This is a genomic window from Brevundimonas sp. Leaf168 (assembly GCF_001423685.1).
Classification (GTDB): domain Bacteria; phylum Pseudomonadota; class Alphaproteobacteria; order Caulobacterales; family Caulobacteraceae; genus Brevundimonas; species Brevundimonas vesicularis_C.
On sequence record NZ_LMOY01000001.1, the window covers coordinates 564,546 to 582,102 of the forward strand.

General features: G+C 66.4%; 19 protein-coding genes. 8 read left to right on the forward strand and 11 right to left on the reverse strand.

The genetic code is table 11. The features are described from left to right. Position 1: 1 nt before the first annotated feature. Both ASF81_RS02795 and rnr read right to left on the reverse strand, forming a co-directional pair. Positions 2-703 carry an NUDIX domain-containing protein gene (locus ASF81_RS02795; protein WP_055804477.1) on the reverse strand — a complete coding sequence of 234 codons (702 nt, stop codon included), beginning with the start codon at positions 701-703 and terminating at the stop codon, positions 2-4. Beyond that, the gene (rnr, locus tag ASF81_RS02800; RefSeq protein ID WP_055804480.1) at positions 700-3,024 is read right to left on the reverse strand and encodes a ribonuclease R; all 2,325 of its coding nucleotides are present in this window, start codon (positions 3,022-3,024) and stop codon (positions 700-702) included. The genes ASF81_RS02795 and rnr overlap by 4 nt, the downstream gene beginning before the upstream one ends. 118 nt (positions 3,025-3,142) lie before the next feature. Here rnr and ASF81_RS02805 point away from each other — a divergent pair, with 118 nt between their 5' ends. Next, a complete protein-coding gene (locus ASF81_RS02805) occupies positions 3,143-4,543 on the forward strand; it encodes a cystathionine beta-synthase (protein ID WP_055805372.1) in 1,401 nt (466 codons plus the stop codon). Positions 4,544-4,547: 4 nt separating this feature from the next. Continuing rightward, positions 4,548-5,711: a cystathionine gamma-synthase gene (locus ASF81_RS02810; protein ID WP_055804483.1), complete on the forward strand. Its 1,164-nt coding sequence runs from the start codon at positions 4,548-4,550 to the stop codon at positions 5,709-5,711. A gap of 2 nt (positions 5,712-5,713) precedes the next feature. Here ASF81_RS02810 and ASF81_RS02815 read toward each other — a convergent pair whose 3' ends face one another. The 5 genes from ASF81_RS02815 to ASF81_RS02835 form a co-directional block, all read right to left on the reverse strand. After that, a complete protein-coding gene (locus ASF81_RS02815) occupies positions 5,714-5,971 on the reverse strand; it encodes a hypothetical protein (protein ID WP_055804486.1) in 258 nt (85 codons plus the stop codon). Between the two features lie 23 nt (positions 5,972-5,994). Further along, the gene (locus tag ASF81_RS02820; protein ID WP_055804490.1) at positions 5,995-6,189 is read right to left on the reverse strand and encodes a hypothetical protein; all 195 of its coding nucleotides are present in this window, start codon (positions 6,187-6,189) and stop codon (positions 5,995-5,997) included. Between the two features lie 51 nt (positions 6,190-6,240). After that, entirely contained in the window at positions 6,241-6,453 is a 213-nt protein-coding gene (locus tag ASF81_RS02825; RefSeq protein WP_008260450.1) for a cold-shock protein, read from the reverse strand. Positions 6,454-6,629: 176 nt separating this feature from the next. Beyond that, positions 6,630-7,346 carry a TorF family putative porin gene (locus tag ASF81_RS02830; RefSeq protein ID WP_055804493.1) on the reverse strand — a complete coding sequence of 239 codons (717 nt, stop codon included), beginning with the start codon at positions 7,344-7,346 and terminating at the stop codon, positions 6,630-6,632. A gap of 38 nt (positions 7,347-7,384) precedes the next feature. After that, a complete protein-coding gene (locus ASF81_RS02835) occupies positions 7,385-8,317 on the reverse strand; it encodes a nitronate monooxygenase family protein (RefSeq protein WP_055804495.1) in 933 nt (310 codons plus the stop codon). Between the two features lie 473 nt (positions 8,318-8,790). Between ASF81_RS02835 and queF the strand changes: the two genes are divergently transcribed. After that, complete coding sequence (gene queF, locus ASF81_RS02840) at positions 8,791-9,252, forward strand: preQ(1) synthase (RefSeq protein ID WP_055805377.1); 462 nt, start codon at positions 8,791-8,793, stop codon at positions 9,250-9,252. Positions 9,253-9,294: 42 nt separating this feature from the next. Here the strand turns inward: queF and ASF81_RS02845 are convergent, their stop codons facing one another. Further along, complete coding sequence (locus ASF81_RS02845) at positions 9,295-10,062, reverse strand: EAL domain-containing protein (RefSeq protein ID WP_055804498.1); 768 nt, start codon at positions 10,060-10,062, stop codon at positions 9,295-9,297. A 157-nt stretch (positions 10,063-10,219) separates the two neighbouring features. On the opposite strand from ASF81_RS02845, the gene ASF81_RS02850 reads away from it, so the two are divergent. Further along, a complete protein-coding gene (locus ASF81_RS02850; RefSeq protein WP_156363117.1) occupies positions 10,220-11,092 on the forward strand; it encodes a DUF817 domain-containing protein in 873 nt (290 codons plus the stop codon). Here the strand turns inward: ASF81_RS02850 and ASF81_RS02855 are convergent. Continuing rightward, entirely contained in the window at positions 11,064-11,726 is a 663-nt protein-coding gene (locus tag ASF81_RS02855) for a DedA family protein (protein ID WP_045810068.1), read from the reverse strand. The two genes, ASF81_RS02850 and ASF81_RS02855, sit on opposite strands and share 29 nt — an antisense overlap. 72 nt (positions 11,727-11,798) lie before the next feature. Then, on the reverse strand, positions 11,799-12,392 hold the full coding sequence (locus tag ASF81_RS02860; RefSeq protein ID WP_055804501.1) for a nitroreductase: 594 nt from the start codon (positions 12,390-12,392) through the stop codon (positions 11,799-11,801). 45 nt (positions 12,393-12,437) lie between these two features. Here ASF81_RS02860 and ASF81_RS02865 point away from each other — a divergent pair, with 45 nt between their 5' ends. Continuing rightward, the gene (locus ASF81_RS02865) at positions 12,438-13,064 is read left to right on the forward strand and encodes an NUDIX hydrolase (protein ID WP_055804504.1); all 627 of its coding nucleotides are present in this window, start codon (positions 12,438-12,440) and stop codon (positions 13,062-13,064) included. Positions 13,065-13,084: 20 nt separating this feature from the next. After that, positions 13,085-13,912: a serine O-acetyltransferase gene (gene cysE, locus ASF81_RS02870; protein WP_055805382.1), complete on the forward strand. Its 828-nt coding sequence runs from the start codon at positions 13,085-13,087 to the stop codon at positions 13,910-13,912. Positions 13,913-13,919: 7 nt separating this feature from the next. On the opposite strand, the gene ASF81_RS02875 is transcribed toward cysE, so the two are convergent. After that, a complete protein-coding gene (locus ASF81_RS02875) occupies positions 13,920-15,995 on the reverse strand; it encodes a TonB-dependent siderophore receptor (RefSeq protein WP_055804507.1) in 2,076 nt (691 codons plus the stop codon). Between the two features lie 51 nt (positions 15,996-16,046). Here ASF81_RS02875 and ASF81_RS02880 point away from each other — a divergent pair, with 51 nt between their 5' ends. After that, the gene (locus ASF81_RS02880; RefSeq protein ID WP_055804510.1) at positions 16,047-17,246 is read left to right on the forward strand and encodes a DUF1624 domain-containing protein; all 1,200 of its coding nucleotides are present in this window, start codon (positions 16,047-16,049) and stop codon (positions 17,244-17,246) included. 72 nt (positions 17,247-17,318) lie between these two features. Then, complete coding sequence (locus tag ASF81_RS02885; RefSeq protein WP_039243756.1) at positions 17,319-17,540, forward strand: DUF3126 family protein; 222 nt, start codon at positions 17,319-17,321, stop codon at positions 17,538-17,540. The last annotated feature ends 17 nt before the right edge of the window (positions 17,541-17,557 follow it).

A 17,557-nucleotide genomic window follows, 5' to 3' on the forward strand; every position in this document is an offset into this window, starting at 1 on the left:
GTCAGTCCCTGTGCTCGACCGTGTGCCGACCCCGCACCATCCGAACGAAGGGCAGGGGGCGTTTCGGGTATTCCAGCCGCTCGGCCAACTCCCCCAGCACGAAACGGGTGATGGCCGGCAGATCCAGCGCGCGCGCCTCGTCCAACGGCAGCCAGGCGATCTCGTCCAGTTCGCCCGATCCTGCGGTCGGCTCCGGGCTCAGTAAGGCATCGGCCGGTGCCATGAAGAAGCGGGCGTCGAACCGGCGGGTCCGGCCCGGCGGCGTAATGGCGCGCGCCACATATGACAGAACCGACAGATCGGGCAGGGCGCCCGCTTGGCGATACTCACGCCACGGGCCGGCGATGGAGGCGCGGGGCGCCGGCCTCCCCAGAATCAGCCCTGTCTCCTCGAACGTCTCGCGCACCGCCGTCAGGGCCAGGGCGCGCGCACGGCGAGCGGGCAGTTCGCCTTCCAGTCGCCGCGCAACGTCGCCCGACAACTCACCCGTCGCGGCGGCGGTGAAGTCGCTGCGGTCGATCCGCCCGCCCGGAAACACCCATTTCGACGCCATGAACACATGGCCCGGCGCGCGCCGCCCCATCAGCACCTCTGGCCGATCGCCGCCGCGCGTCAGGATCAGCGTCGCCGCATCCTTCGGGCGCCGAGCCCCGCCGACACGCGGGGCGTCGGCCAGATCCTGAGCGGCGTCGAAGGGGGTCACTTGCGCTTGCCCTTCCTCACGCCCTTCAGGCCGCCGGAGGGTTTGGAGCCGTTGCGGGGCTTGGGGCCGCCGGGCCGGTTCTTGCCGCGCATCGGCGGGCCGTCGCCACCGCGTCCGCGAATGCCATAGCGGGGCGCGGGGGCGTTGGGATCGCGGGGGTCGGGCTCGCTGAGCATTTCGAACACCAGGCCGCCCGTGACGGGGGTCGCCTCGCGCAGCTTAACCTCCACCATGCGGCCCAGGGTGAAGCGTTTACCCGTGCGTTCGCCGACCAGGGCGTGGGCGCGGTCGTCGTGGGTGAAGTATTCGCTGCCGATCGTCGAGACGGGCACCAGGCCGTCCGCGCCCGTGTCCTCCAGACGAATGAACAGGCCGAACCGCGTCACGCCTGTGATCCGCCCGGCGAAGGTCGCGCCGACGTGCTCTTCCAGATAGGCGGCGATATAGCGATCCATGGCGTCGCGCTCGGCGGCCATCGACCGGCGCTCGGTCATCGTAACGCCCTCGGCGATGGCCGGCAGTTCGGCGATCTCGCGGTCGGTCAGTCCGTCCTTGCCCAGGTTCAGCGCCCGGATCAGGCCGCGGTGAACGATCAGGTCGGAGTAACGCCGGATCGGCGAGGTGAAGTGGGCATAACGATCCAGGTTCAGGCCGAAGTGGCCGATGTTCTCAGGAGAGTAGATCGCCTGCATCTGGCTGCGCAGGACCACCTCGTTGACCACATCGGCGTGTTCGGTGTCGCGGGTCTCGTCCAGCAGCTTGTTGAACCGTTTGGTCGTACCGGGCTCGCCCTTGTTCCAGGGCTTGCCGATGGTCGACAGGAAGTCGGCCAGGTTGAAGATCTTCTCCTGACTGGGCGTGTCGTGGACGCGATAGATCAGCGGCGTCTTCTTCTGCTCCAGCGTTTCGGCGGCGCAGACGTTGGCCTGGATCATCATCTCTTCGATCAGCCGGTGCGCCTCCAGCGAAGCGCGCTTTTCGATGGAGGCGATGCCGCCCCCTCCTTGTTCATTGGCGGGCGCCATGCGGATGCGGCGTTCGGCCGATTCGATCTGCAGCGGACTGCGCTTCAGGCGGCCCTTCAGCATGGCGTGATAGGCGTTCCACAGCGGATAGAGGATCGCCTCCATGATCGGGCCGGTCGTGTCATCAGTTTGCCCATCAATGGCGGCCTGCGCCTGCTCGTAGCTGAGCTTGGCGTGCGACCGCATCAGGCCGCGCACGAACCGGTGGCCGGTCTTTCGTCCGTCCTTGTCGAAGACCATCCGCACGGCGAGACAGGCGCGGTTCTCGCCCTCCTTCAGGCTGCACAGACCGTTCGACAGCACTTCCGGCAGCATCGGCTCGACGCGATCGGGGAAATAGGTCGAGTTGCCCTTGTCGCGCGCCTCGCGGTCCAGCTGGCTGCCGGGGCGGACGTAGGCGGCGACGTCGGCGATGGCGACCCAGACGATCCAGCCGCCCTCATTTTTTGGATCCTCGTCGCGCGCCGCATAGACGGCGTCGTCGTGGTCGCGCGCATCGGCGGGGTCGATGGTGATGAAGGGGACCTCGCGCAGGTCCTCGCGCCCCTTCAGAGTCGGCAGGGCCTGATCCTCGGCCTCGCGTTCGACCGCTTCGGAGAAGCCGGTCGGGACGCCGTGGGCATGGATAGCGATCAGGGAGGCGGCGCGGGGATCATCCTCCTTGCCGATGTGCTCCAGGATCTTGCCGCGCTTGGGACCATAGCGCTGGTCGCCTTTCTCAATCGCGGCCAGAACCAGGTCGCCGTCACGCAGGTCGCCGGACTGGGCCTGGGGCACCAGCAGTACGTCCTTGGAGCGGCGATCGACCGGCTCGACGCGGGTTTCGCGCGCCGACTTGCGGATCACGCCCAGGACGCGATTGGTCCCCACGTCCAGCTTCTTGATCAGCCGGGCTTCCCAACCCTCTGCGCCGCGCTGGAACTTCACCAGCACGCGATCGCCCAGGCCAGGGGCGGCCTTGGACTTGTCGGGCATCAGAATGGCGCGCGGGGCGTCGGGAGTGGCCTCGACCAGGCGCACATACAGTTCGCCGTCGCCGTCGCGTTCGATCACATCGGCGACGCCGACGGGGGGCAGGGCGCCGGCTTCGGAAAAGCCTTTGCGACCGCGTTTGCCCAGTCGCCCTTCGGCTTCCAGCTCGCGGATCATTTCGCGCAAGGCCCGGCGGTCACCGCCTTTCAGCCCGAAATGGCGCGCGATGTCGGTCTTCTCGGCCGATCCGGCCTCGCGCAGAAAGGCGACGAGGGTGTCTTTGTCGGGGAGACCGGCGGGCGGCCTCTTGGATGATTTGGTCATTATGTCTTTCGTAGCGCGGAACCGCGCCCTTGAGTAAATCTTGAGGGGTCAAATCTTGCGTGAGTTGACCATGTGACGGCGGGGCTTCAGCTTCCGCCCGCCCCGAATGGAGTTTTCGATGTCCCTGACCGCCCCCGCCCTGAGCGCGACCGTCTCGTCGCCGCTGGATCTGATCGGCAAGACGCCGATGGTGGAGGTGACGAAGATCGACACCGGCCCGTGCCGCCTGCTGCTGAAGCTGGAGTCCCAGAACCCCGGCGGTTCGATCAAGGACCGGATCGCGGTCGAGATGCTGGATGCGGCCGAGAAGGAAGGCTGGCTGAAGGCGGGCGGCACGATCGTCGAGGCGACAGCGGGCAACACGGGCCTGGCGCTGACGTTGGTCGGCCGGGCCAGGGGATATAAGGTGCTTCTAGTCATCCCGGACAAGATGTCGAAGGAAAAGATCCAGCATCTCAGGGCGATGGGCGCCGATGTTCGCCTGACGCGTTCGGACGTGCCGCACGGGCACCCGGAATATTACACCGACATGGCCGAGCGTCTGTCCCAAGCCATTCCGGGCGCCTATTACGTCAACCAGTTCGCCAACCAGTCGAACGCCGAGGCCCATGTGAAGACGACGGGGCCGGAAATCTGGGAGCAGACGGGCGGCGACATCGACGCCTTCGTCGCCGGCATCGGCTCGGGCGGGACGATCACCGGCGTGGCGCGCTACCTGAAGAGCGTCGGCTCGAAGGCGCAGATCATCCTGGCCGATCCGGTCGGATCGACCCTGGCCGGCATCGTCAACGACGGCGTGCCGGGGCCGGACGGCAGCTATACGGTCGAGGGCATCGGTCAGAATTTCGTGCCCGACACGGCGGACATGAGCCTGATCGACAAGGCCTATTCGATCCCGGATGCGGAGGCGATCGCCACGGCGCGCGAGCTGCTGTTGAAAGAAGGCATTCTGGCGGGGTCGTCGTCGGGCACACTGATCGCCTCGGCCCTGCGCTGGTGCCGCGAGCAGACCGAGGCCAAGACCTGCGTCACCTTCGTCTGCGACACTGGGGCCAAATATCTGTCCAAGGTCTATAACGACGCCTGGCTGGCGGATCAGGGCCTGGGCGAGCGCGAGCTGCACGGCGACCTGTCGGACCTGATCAACCGCAAATACGAGAAGGGCGATGTCGTCGTCGCCGGGCCGGGCGATACCCTGGACACCGCCTTCAAGCGGATGAAGGGCGCCGACGTATCGCAACTGCCGATCATCGAAGACGGCCGGCTGGTCGGGATCTTGGACGAAAGCGACCTGATCCGCATCATGAACACTGACGAGATCACGCGGAAGGAGCGGTTCGCCAAGCCGGTGGCCTCGGCCATGACGCGCGATCTGGACACGCTTCAGGTCAATGAGCCGCTGGACGCCCTGATCCCTGTCTTCGACCGCGACCGCGTGGCCATCGTGCTGGACGGCGAGCGGTTCGTCGGCCTGATCACCCGCACCGACCTGATCAACCACCTCAGCCTGAATCGGTAAGTCCATGAGCGACAAGAAGAACAGCCAGGGCTTTTCGACCCGCGCGATCCATGCGGGCCAACATCCTGACCCGACGACGGGCGCGGTGATGACGCCGATCTACGCCACCTCGACCTACGCCCAGGAAAGCCCGGGCGTGAACAAGGGTTATGAGTATGCGCGGGGCAAAAACCCGACGCGCGAGGCGTTCGAGGCCTGTATCGCGGACCTGGAGGGCGGCACGCACGGGTTTGGCTTCGGCTCGGGCATGGCGGCGACCTCGACGGCGCTGGAGTTGCTGGATGCGGGCGATCACATCGTCACGGGCGACGACCTGTACGGCGGCTCGTGGCGACTGTTCGAGCGGGTGCGTCGGCGGACCATGGGGCTGGACTTCGCCTATGTGGACCTGAGCGACATCGCGGCGGTCGAGGCGGCGATCACCCCGAAGACCAAGATGCTGTGGGTCGAGACGCCCACCAATCCCCTGATGAAGCTGGCCGATATCGCCGCCCTGTCGAAGGTGGCCAAGGCGCATGGGTTGCTGCTGGTCGTGGACAACACCTTCGCCACCCCGTTCTGCCAGCAGCCGCTGAGCCTGGGGGCGGACGTGGTCATGCACTCGGCGACCAAGTACCTGAACGGCCATTCGGACATCATCGGCGGCGTGCTGGTGACAGCCGACGCCGAGGTGGCGACGCGGATCAAGTTCCTGCAGAACTCGGTCGGCGGGATCATGGGGCCGTTCGACGCGTTCTTGGCCAACCGGGGCTTAAAGACGCTGGCGCTGCGGATGAAGGCGCACTGCGAGAACGCGCTGACCATCGCGCGCTGGCTTGAAACGCGCGCGGGGATCGCCAAGGTGATCTATCCCGGCCTGATCGCTCACCCTCAGCATGAGCTGGCCGCGCGCCAGATGCACGGCGGGTTCGGCGGGATGGTGACGGTGATCCTGGAGGGCGATCTGGAGCGCACCAAGCGGGTGCTGGAGCGGGTTCAGGTCTTCACCCTGGCCGAGTCGCTAGGCGGGGTCGAAAGCCTGGTGAACCACCCGGCCATCATGACCCACGCCAGCGTGCCCAAGGAGGTGCGCGAGGCGGGCGGCGTGACCGACAACCTGATCCGGCTGTCGGTCGGGGTCGAGAATGTCGAGGACCTGATCGCGGATCTGGATCAGGCCTTGGGCTGATCTCAGCTGGACGGAAGGGCTGTCTGGTGGCCGGTGACCGGCGGCAGCTTCTTCTTGGGGGCGGCGCGCTTGACCGGGGCCTTTGCGGGCTTGGGCAGGGCCGCGCGGCGAGCCATTTCGGTGTCGATGACCGGGATGATGTCGCTGGCGGCCATGACCTGGGTCGAGGCGCCGTGTTCGGCCAGGCGGGCGGCGTTGGCGCGCAGCGTCGTCAGGTCGGCGTCGGTCATCGCGGGGATCATGTCGGCGAGCGGGGTCATGTCGGCATCCGTATGCAGAAGCCTCAGGGCTGGCGCGACAGGCGCCAGCCCTTCAGCTGATTGAAGGCGATTTCCGCCGTCACGCGGTCGCCCAGCAGCGAGACGCCCGTCTGGGCGCCCAGCGAGGGCAGGACCGTGATCAGGTGGCCGTTGTCCAGGCGAACGCGACGGCCGCCGAGCGGCATCAGTTTGATGACCTCGCCGTCGAAGGCGATCACGCCGGCCCTGGTCGGGGCCGGCTCGTTCGTGTTGGACGCTTGGAGCGTGTCCTACTCCGCCGCCGTAAGGCGACCGGCGGACTCTTTGCCGGAGCGCGAATCGCGCTCGATTTCGTAGGAAATCTTCTGGCCTTCGTTCAGCGAGCCGACGCTCGACGTTTCGACGGCCGAGGCGTGGACGAAGACGTCCTTGCCGCCGTCATCGGGCGCGATGAAGCCGTAGCCTTTGGTGGGGTTGTACCATTTTACAGTGCCGGTAGCCATTTGGAGACCTCCGTCTGGCGTTGACCGCAGGGAGGGATCCCTGGTCGGCCTGTCGGGTCTGAATGGGATCGGCTTTTGGACCTCGGTGCGTGATGCAAAGGGAGCAGCGGCGTTACGCAGAGAGATCGACCAGACCTAGATGGGCGCCCGACAACCGTTGCGCAAGGGGCTGGCGATCAGAAGGCGTAGGCGACCTTGGCGACCAAGGCGTCCTCATACTGTTCGCCGAAGGTGTGGGCGTCGGTGTCGTAGTAGCGCAGGTCCAGCTCCAGGGCGTCGTTGAGGGCGTAGGTCACGCCGGCGTTCCAGCCGGTGTAATCGGGCGCGCCATTCTGTTCGCGACGACCGACGGCGACTGTGCCGTTCAGCTGGGGCGTGAAGTCCCAGCCCAGGCGGCCCTCGACCCAGGTGAAGCTGTCGGTCGAGCCGGCGGCGTCGGGCGAATACTGGACCTGCAGTCGCGCGCTGGCCGGGCCGATCGAGCGGCTGGCGTTGCCGGTGATCTCCCAGGCGTCCTGATCATAGCCGGCTTCGGCGTCGAGGCGGTTCTTGTAGGCGACGTTGAAGTCGAACCGATAGCCAAAGGCTTCAGGCTGATAGCCGACCACGAACTCGGCCTCGACGTTGGAGCCGCCGGCCTGGATCGTCTGGAAACCGGGGCCGACGTAAAACAGGCCATCCGCGCTTTCCCAGGTCGCCGAGCCGAAGGCGTAGCCGTCGTTGCCGGACTTGGACGCATCCTTGGAGCGGTTGTCCGTGCCCGCGCCCAGTTCGAAGGACCAGGCGTCGCGCGCGGACGTCGGGGCGGACCCAGGCGCCGACTGGGCGGCGGCCGGCAGCGCAACGGCGAGCGCGGAGACGGAGAGGGCGGCGAGGACGGTCGTGCGGATCATGGGGGCTCCAGCGCGAGAGAAGCGGATTTGCGCCGCCTTTAGCGTGCTCCGGCCTTGATGGCGAATTCCTCCGTGGCCTGAGCGAACTCTTGTCGCAGGCGCGCGACCAGTTCGGCGGTCGGCAGGACGTCGTGGATGGCGCCCGCGCCCTGGCCGGCGGACCAGACGGTCTTCCAGGCCTTAGCCTCGTCGCCCATGTCCAGCTTGTGCTCGGGCAAGGTCTTCGGATCGATGCCGTTCTCGATCAGCGACTTGCTCATGAAGTTGGCGGGGATGCCGGACACGGCGGGCGTGTGGACGATGTCGGTCGCGCCGCTGTCGATGACCATCTGCTTGTAGGCGTCGGCGGCCATGGCCTCGGTCGTGTTGATGAAGCGCGTGCCCATATAGGCGAAGTCAGCGCCCAGCATCAGGGCGGCCGCCACGTCCTGACCCGTCGAAAGCGCGCCCGACAGGATGATGGTCCCCTTGAAGAAGCTGCGGACCTCATTGACCAGGGCGAAGGGGTTGATGATGCCTGCATGGCCGCCCGCGCCGTTGGCGACCAGGATCAGACCGTCGACGCCCGCCTCGGCCGCCTTTCGCGCATGGCGAATGTTGGCGATGTCATGGAAGACCTGACCGCCGTAGCCATGGACCGCGTCGACCACGTCGCGCACGGCGCCCAGGGAGGTGATGATCAGCGGCACCTTCTCCTCGACCGACACCATCATGTCGGCCATCAGCCGGGGGTTGGTCGGGTGGACGATGTGGTTGACGCCGAAAGCCGCGGCCTCGGGCTTCAGCCGACCCTTGATCTCCTGAATCCAGTCCCGATAGCCCTCGGTCGTGCGCTGGTTCAGCGACGGGAAGGTGCCGATCACGCCCGTATTGCAGGCCTCGACCACCAGATCCGGTCCAGACACCAGAAACATCGGGGCCGAAATGATCGGCAGGATCAGACCTTTTTGCAGCGAAGCGGGAATGGCCACGGACGTCTCCTTTGGTTTTCTTTCGCTACGCTTAGCGGGCTGTCGCCGGGGAAGGCAATCGCGGGGATTTCAGACGGTGGAGCGAAAAAATGAGTCTAATTCGTCTAATCTCGCGTCGGAGGCGGGGTGAGGGCGGGCAGGCGGCGACGGCGGGTGAAAACCGGCCATCATACGATGGTTCGGGCGTAGGGTCGGTCGATTGACCCTGGTCGCGGCGAAGGCGTTGAAAGGGTGGGGGAAGCTGTTCGGGATTACGATGGCTGGTTGGTCGTCTCCCTTCTCCCGTTGAGAGAAGGTGGCCCGGAGGGCCGGATGAGGGTCGGTCGGTTGGCCAGATCACGCCATCCGACCCTCACCATTTCGCGCAATGACGCCGGCTGACGCCGCCGTGCGCTCAATCCCTCCCCCAATGGGAGAGGGAAGTGGAGCGAGGGAGGATTTTCATACGCGTCGCAAGCGCCTAAATGCCCGGCATGACCCACTATACCGACAACCTCAGCCAGCTCGGCGCCCAGACCGCCGCTCCGACCAGTCCCGAGACGGCGGTGCTGGAGCGGGTGCCGAACCCGCATGCGGATACGCTGTATCTGGCCCGGTTCACGGCGCCGGAGTTCACCAGCCTTTGCCCGGTGACGGGCCAGCCGGACTTCGCCCACATCGTCATCGACTATGCGCCGGGCGACTGGCTGGTCGAGTCCAAGAGCCTGAAGCTGTATCTGACCAGTTTCCGCAATCACGGCGCCTTCCACGAGGACTGCACCGTCGCCATCGGCCGCAAGCTGGCCGACCTGCTTGAGCCCAAATGGCTGAGGATCGGGGGATACTGGTATCCGCGCGGCGGCATCCCGATCGACGTCTTCTGGCAGACCGGCGCGCCGCCCGAGGGGCTATGGCTGCCGGACCAGGGCGTGCCGACTTATCGCGGGCGGGGATAGTGGAGGTCGCGCGTCCGCCGTTCAGCGGCGGGCGCGTGGCGATCAGGCGCTTAGGGCCACAGGCGCAGCCTGGTCAGGCCAGGCGACAGGAGACAAGGCTTCCAGCGCCGGCTTCGCCAGCAGATAGCCCTGCATCAGATCGACGCCGAGGTCGCGCAGGACATCGTGTTCGGCCAGGGTTTCGATGCCCTCGCAGACCGGCTGGATGCCCAGGTCCCGCAGCATGTTCAGCGTGTTGCGCACGATAGTGCGCTTGACCGTGTTGGTGTCGATGTCGCGAACCAGGGCCATGTCCAGCTTGACGATGTCGGGCTGGAACAGGGTGAGCAGGCCCAGACCCGCATAGCCGGCGCCGAAGTCGTCGATGGCGGTCTTGAAGCCCATGGCGCGATAGGATCGCAGGATGTTGAGGATGTGGTCCGTGTCCATCACCTCGCTCTCGGTGAACTCGAAGATGATCCGATCCACCGGGAAGTTGGTGCGCATCGCCGCCGCCAGGGTGGCGCGGATGCAAGCGCGCGGCTCATAAACGGCGTTGGGCAGGAAGTTGATCGACAGGCTGGCGCCGCCCGCCGTCATATCCAGACCGGCGGCGAGATCGATGGCGGTCGTGCGGCATAGCTGATCGAAGGCATAGCGGTTGTCGTGGGAGATATGCGACAGAACCTGACCCGCGCCCCGGCCGTCCTTGCCCCGCACCAGGGCCTCGTAGGCGAAGACCGTCTGGGTCGTCACATCGACGATCGGCTGGAACGCCATGGTGATCGGCAGTTCAAACCCCGCCCCATCCTTACAGCCTGCGCAAGACATAAGCTTCTCCTACTGGCCGGTAAGTCTAAGGCGGCAGGCGTTAAAGACTGATGTCGAACAGGAAATTCGCTGTCGGGTTCCCTTGTGCGGTTGATGCGCCTTAGCGGTATAGCGGTCCGCTCTTGAAGTTTTTCGCTGCGCCGTCACGGATAATGCGATGAACCACGCACTTCCGCTCGAAGTCTGGGGCCGTCGTCTGATGACGCGGGCGGAGGCGTGGGCGGATGGGTCGCGGGCGCGGCGCCAGGCCTATGAGTTCCTGTGGTTCGGACTGAAGCAGGGGTGGGCGTGTATGTTCGGGGGGCTGATGCTGGCCCTGATCCTGGGGACGTTTCTGCTTTGGCCGGAGGGGGCGCCGGTGTCGCGCTACGACTTTCTGGCGGTCGGGGCGGTGGCGATCCAGGCGGCGATGCTGATCTTCCGGCTGGAGAGCTGGGAAGAGGCGCGGGTGATCTTCCTGTTCCATGTGGCGGGGACGATCATGGAACTGTTCAAGACCGCGCACGGGTCGTGGGTCTATCCCGAGGACAGTCTGCTGCGGATCGGGGCGGTGCCGCTATTCTCGGGCTTCATGTATGCGGCGGTGGGCAGTTATATCGCGCGGGTGCAGCGCATCTTCCACATCCGGGTGCGGAGGTATCCGCCGCTGTGGACGACCTGGGTGCTGGCGGCGGCGATCTACGTCAACTTCTTCGCCCATCACTGGCTGCCGGACGTGCGCATCGCGCTGTTCATCGCGACCGCCATGTTGTTCGGGCGGGGATGGTTCTATTTCACGGCGGATCGGAAGCGGCGATCGATGCCGCTGCTGCTGGGTTATTTCCTGGTGGCGCTGTTCATCTGGTTCGCCGAGAACCTGGGCACGCTGGGGCGGGCCTGGGTCTATCCGGGGCAGGCCGACGGGTGGGAAATGGTGTCCCTGGCCAAGCTGGGCAGCTGGTTCCTGCTGATGATCATCTCGGTGGTGCTGGTCTCGTTGGTGCACCGACCGGAAGAGGAGCCTAGCGGCCCTGCAGCGCCCCGCGCATGACGGCGGACTTGCGGCTCATGCGGGCCTTCACCAGGCGATAGACCACGGCGACGACCAGGATGGTCACGGCGAGGCCGCCGATCAGCAGGGTGGGGCCGTGGGCCTCGCTGAGGACTTCCATCTTCGCCAGACCTTGAGCGGCGAGATAGCCCGGCGCCAGCATGGCCAGCACCCAGACGATGCCGGATGTGACATTGCCGAACTGGAAGGCGCGCTGACGCATCCTGAGCATTCCCAGGGTCAGCGGCACGAAGGCGCGCAAGGGCCCGAAGAAGCGGCCGACGAAGATCGACATGACGCCGTAGCGACGGCAGTACAAACGCGTCCAGGCGATGCGCCGGCGGTGCGCCTTGAACATCGGGCGCTGGAGGAAGCGCACGCCCAGTCGACGTCCGGCCCAGTAGGAGATGGCGTCGCCGATCACTGCGCCGATGACGCAACCGACGATGACATTGACGGGGTCCAGCACGCCGGCCGCGATCAGGCCGCCCGCCGCGACCAGCAGGCCGGTGGCGGGCACGAAGGCGCCGACGACCGCCAGCGACTCGACGAACACGACCAGGCCCAGCATGACGCCGGCCCACATATGGTTGCGGGCGACGAAATCGCCCACGGCTTGCAACAGGGAATCCATACGAAGGCCTTGGGGGAGGAAGGCGGGGTCGGTCGAGGTCAAACCGACTTGGGGCGACCTTATGTCACCCGCTTACGGCAGGCGTGTGACCTTGGCGGCCAGGTCGGGACGCGGGCGTTCCAGCGCGGGTTCGTTCAGCGTGCCGATGTGGATGAAGCCGGCGACGCTCTCGCCCTCGGTCAGGCCGAACAGGGCGACGCCTTGCGGGTCGTAGCTGTACCAGTCGGTGATCCAGCTGGACGAATAGCCGAAGCCGGAGGCGGCGTGTTCCAGGTTCATGCAGACGGCGCCGGCCGACAGCTGTTGCTCCCAGATCGGCTTGGATCCTTCGACTGGCGTCGAGACGACCAGGATGGTGACGGGCGCGGCGGTCAGCTTGGCGAGCACGGCCTGATCTTTGGCCGGGCCGTTCCTGAGTTCGACCAGCACGGCGAGGCGGGCGGCGATGTCGGCGCGCGATTGAGGCCCCAGGACGACGAAACGCCACGGGAACAGCTTGCCATGGTCGGGTGTGCGGGCGCCCAGCGTCAGGATCTCGTCCAGTTCGGCCTCGGACGGGCCGGGCGCGACCAGGGCCTGGGCCGGGGCGGAGCGCCGCTGTGTTAGGCGGTCGCGGAAATCTTTTGAGGGAACGGGCGGGGGCAGGGGTTCGTTGAGCGCGACCATGCCGTCTAGCTAGGCTTTCATCCGCGTCTTCGCCATAGGTGGCCCATGCGCAAATCCGACGAACCGAAATGGGCCGAAGGGCTGACGAAGCCGCCGGCCTGGTGCAGCGACGGAACCGAGACGGTGTTCGACAGCCCTTGGATGGCGCTGACCCGCCATCCGGCGACGGCGCCGACGGGGATTAAGGCCGACTATGCCGTCGTGCGGTTCAAGAACGTCGGGACCGGCGTCCTGCCCGTCCACGACGACGGGACGGTCACCCTGGTGGGACAGCAGCGGTTCGCCCACGCCAATTACAGCTGGGAAATGCCCGAAGGCGGTGCGCCGCTGGATGAGGATCCTTTCAACGGCATCCGGCGCGAACTGGCCGAGGAGGCCGGATTGCAGGCCAAACACTGGCTGCCGGCGCTGGAGGTCGAGATGTCGAACTCCATCACCGACGAGATCGGCATGACCTGGATCGCCTGGGGCCTGTCGCCCGCGGCGACCGATCCCGATCCCACCGAGATCATCGCCGTGGTGCGCGTGTCGTTCCTGGATCTGCTGGACGAGATCGGGCGGGGAACGGTGCGCGACAGCCTGACGGTGGCGACGGCCTACAAGGCCTATCATATGGCGATGAACGGCGAACTGCCCGAGGCGCTGGCGCGCGCCTTGCTGGGGCGCGTATGATGTCGCCGAAGGAGCCGGTCATGGCCAAGCTGGAAGTCGTCGCAGAACTCGAAATGAACACCGTGTGGCGTCAGCTGCGCGCCTCCGCCGAGGCGGCGTCGCGCGAGGAGCCGCAACTGGGTTCGCAGATGAATGCGGTGATCCTGTCGCACGACGACCTGGCGGGCGCGCTGAGCTTCCAGATCGCGCGCAAGCTGGCGGACGGCGAGATGAGCGCCATGTCGGTGCGCGAAGTCTGTCTGTCGGCGTTCAAGGCCGACCCGTCGATGGTCGAGGCGGCGGAGGCCGATCTGCAGGCTGTGGCCGAACGCGACCCGGCGATCCGCAACCTGTTGCAGCCCTTCCTGTATTTCAAAGGCTTCCAGGCCCTACAGGGCTGGCGCGTGGCGCACTGGCTGTGGGGACAGGGGCGCGAGACGCTGGCCTTCCACTTCCAGAGCCGGATTTCCGAACTGTTCCAGCTGGACATCCATCCGGCCGCGCAGATGGGCAAGGGGCTGTTTCTGGATCACGGCACGGGCATCGTCATCGGCGAGACGGCGGTGGTCGGCGACGACGTGTCGATGCTGCACGGCGTGACCCTGGGCGGGACGGGCGCCGAACGCGGCGACCGCCACCCCAAGATCGGCAAGGGCGTCCTGTTGGGCGCCGGGGCAAAGGTGCTGGGCAATATCCATGTCGGCGACTACGCCAAGGTGGCCTCCGGCTCGGTGGTGCTGAAGGCCGTGCCGTCCGGCTGCACCGTGGCGGGGGTGCCGGCCCGGCTGGTCAACTGCCCGACCAACGCCGAACCGGCCCGCACCATGGATCACACCCTGGCCGATGTGGTGTACGACTTCGTCATCTGACCCGATCTCACAGAGCGATCCTGAGCGAGGCGCGGACGCTGCGCGGGGCGCCGGGGTAGATCCACAAGGCGCTGTAGGAGCTGGCGGCGTAACGCTCGTCAAACAGGTTGTCGACCTCGACGCGGGCGGTGACCTGGGGCGTCAGTCCGTAGTCCAGCGCCGCTTTGGCCTTCCAATAGGCAGGCAGTTCTGGCGCGCCGAGCGCCAGGCCGCCGGCCCGGTCGCCGACGTAGGCCGCGCCGGTCATGAATGACCAGGTCGTGCCGTGGATGGTGGGGAAGCGACCGATCACGAACAGCGAGCCGGAATGTTCGGGGACGTTCAGCACGGCGTCGGTGGCGAAGGCGCTGTCGTCGGCCTTCGCGTCGGTCCAGCCGTAGTTGGCCACCACCTGCCAGGCGTCGTCGATCTTCAAGGCGCCGTCCAGTTCGATTCCGCGCGTCGTCAGCTTGCCGACCGGGGCCAGGAAGTTGGGATCGACGGGATCGGTCGTCAGAATGTTCGACTTCTCGATGTCAAAGACGGTGGCGGCGAGGTCCAGTCCGTCCCAGGCGCCGGCGAGACCGATCTCGTAGCCCTTGCCATCCTCGGGCGCGAAGCCGGAGCCGTCTCGGCCCGTGCCCGAGTTCAGCACGAACGACTGACCATAGCTGGCGTGGGCGGTCAGGTTGTCGGTCAGGCGATAGCGGGCGGCGAGGCGGTACTTCATGGGCGTGTCGCTGGCCTCGCCGACGGCGCCGGTGCGATTGTTTCGGATGGTCTGGTCGTAGTCGTCGAAGCGCAGCCCGGCCAGCAGGCTGAGACGATCGTTCACCTCCCACAGATCCTGGGCGTACAGGGTGACGACGTCGCGCGTTTCCAGATTGTCGGTGAAAGGCAGGGGCGTCGGCGACGTGACCGCGCCATAGACAGGATTGAGCACGTTGATCGGATAGGGATTGGCCGCAGTCGGATTGATTCGCAGCCACTTCTCGCCATAGGTCAGCTGATAGGCCTTCACCCCGAAACCGAGGTTGTGAACGCCCAGTCCCGTTTCGACCACGCCGTTAAGCTCCAGCCGCGCCGACAGGTCCTCGACCGAGAAGTCGCGTCCGCGACGCTGACGCCACAGCTGGTCGCCGACCAGACGCGAATGGTCGCTCGACAGACCCTTTAGCGAGCCGCCGCGCCAGGCGACGCCGCCGTTCAGGCTCCAGTCGTCATTGATCCGGTATTCGCCGGTGATCTGGTGCCGTTTGTTGCGGAAGCGGGTCACGCCGTCGCCGGGCTCGCCGTAGTAGTTCGAGGGCGGCAGGAGCAGCGCGTCGCCGTTGATCGCCGGCATTCCCCGGTCGAACAGGGTCGTGAAGGTGGTGAACTCGCCCACATAGGTTAGGCGCAGATCGTCGGTGGGACGCCAGGTCAGGGACGGCGCCACCACGGTGCGGTCCAGGCCGACATAGTCGCGCCAACCGTTCGAGGTCTCGCCCGCCACCACAAGCCGTCCGGCCAGGGAGTCGTTGATCGGGCCGGTCAGGTCCAGTTCGCCGCGACGCAGGCCGAACGATCCCACCGTGGCGGTAAAGGCGGCGGCGGGCGCAAAGCGCGGGGTCTTGGAGACGATATTGATGCGTCCGGCCGGATCGATGTCGCCGAACAACGCGCCGGACGGACCCTTCAGCACCTCGATTCGTTCGGACGTCGCCGGGTCGCGGGGCGGGGCCATGCCGCGGTTGGCCAGGAAGCCGTCGACATAATATTCCGCGCCGCCGTCGGGCGTGCCCAAGAAGCCGCGGATGGCGAAGTTGTCCATGACGCCGCCGCGATTGTTCTGCTGGCTGACCCCGCTCACCAACTCCAGCGCATCGGCCAGGCGCGTCGCGCCCACAGCCTTGATCAGATCGTTCTCGATGGAGCGGCTGGACGGCGACATGGCCTCGGTGATCGCTCCTGCGCCCAAAGTCAGGTCACGCGGCGCCGAGCGGCGGCCCAGAACGACGATCTCCCCCACCGTTTCAGGCTCGACCGCCGCGACAGCGACGGGGGCGGGGGCGTCAGCGGCGACCAGCAGGCACGCGCCGGCGCAGCTCAGAAGGAGGGACAAGGCAGGCTCCGTTTGAAATGTTATACTGTATCGGCTATCCGCTTCCGCCTGATGATGTCAACCGCTGCAACGCTTGTTCCCGCTTTCGCTTCTTCGACTTCCGCGCCAAGCCGTGCGGTCGGTCGGATCCGATCCATCGACGCCCTGCGCGGGCTGGTCATCCTGCTGATGCTGGTCGATCACGCGCGGGAGTTCTTCTTCATCCACGCCCAGGTCTCGGACCCGATGAATGTGGAGACGACCTCGCCGGCACTGTTCTTCACCCGGCTGTCGGCCCATCTGTGCGCGCCGGTGTTCGTGGCCCTGACGGGATTGGGGGCTTGGCTTTATGGAAACAAGCAGGCGGGCGGCGGGAACGGAGCCGGCGCGGCATCGGCCTTCCTGCTGAAACGCGGTCTGTTTCTGGTCGTGCTGGAGTTGACGGTGGTCAACTTCGCCTGGACCTTCTCGATGACGCCCGAGTTGATCTATCTGCAGGTGATCTGGGCCATCGGCCTGTCGATGATCGCGCTGGCGGCCCTGGTGCATCTGCCACGCCCGGTGCTGATCGCCGTGGGGCTGGTCATCGTGCTGGGGCACAATCTGCTGGACCCGATCACCGTCGCGGCAGGGCAGCCGGGACATGCGATCTGGGCCGTGCTGCATGATCGCGGATTTATAGACTTAGCTTGGGGCGGTCAGGCGAGAACCTCCTATCCGCTTCTGCCGTGGATCGGGGTGGCGGCGCTGGGCTACGCCATTGGGCCGTGGTTCGCAGGCGGGCAGAAGACGCGGCTGAAGCGTCTGGTGCTGACGGGGCTGGGCGCGCTCGCCCTGTTCGTCGTGCTGCGGGCGATCAATGTCTATGGGGATGCGCCGTGGGCCGTGCAGGCGACGCCGATCCAGACGGTGATGAGCGTGCTGAACCTGACCAAATATCCGCCGTCGGCCGACTTTCTGCTGCTGACGCTGGGGATTGGCGCGCTGATCCTGGCGGGGCTGGAAAAGGCGCCGGATCGGTTGGTTGGAGTGCTGGCGGTCTTTGGCGGGGCGCCGCTGTTCTTCTATCTGATCCACCTCTACGGGCTGCATCTGCTGAACCTGGCGGCCCTGATGCTGTTCGGCGCCAATCAGGGCGAGGGCTTCGGCGTGCCCGGCGTAGGCTGGGTGTGGCTGCTGGCGGGCCTGGTCGCCGTGCCTTGCTGGTTCGCCTGCCGGTGGTTCGGCGGGGTCAAGCGGCGCAGTTCGCAATGGTGGATGAAGTATCTCTGAAGCGGGAAAATGCGCGACGCCGGTTTCCCTGAACCGCCGATGTCTCTAGGGTCCGCCGCCAACGTCCAGACCATGAGGCCCCCCGTGAAAGACACCGACCTGAAGCGCATCGAGGCGCACCTCAAGCGCACCTTCAACACCGGCGGCATCATCGTGAAGGCCCGCCCCAAGCAGAATGACTCGGCCGAGGTCTATGTCGGCGACGAGTTCATCGGCATCGTCTTCGAGGATGAGGACGAGGAAGGCTCGTTCATGTTCGAAATGGCGATCCTGGCCGAAGACCTTCCGGCCTGAAACGCCGACCGATCCAA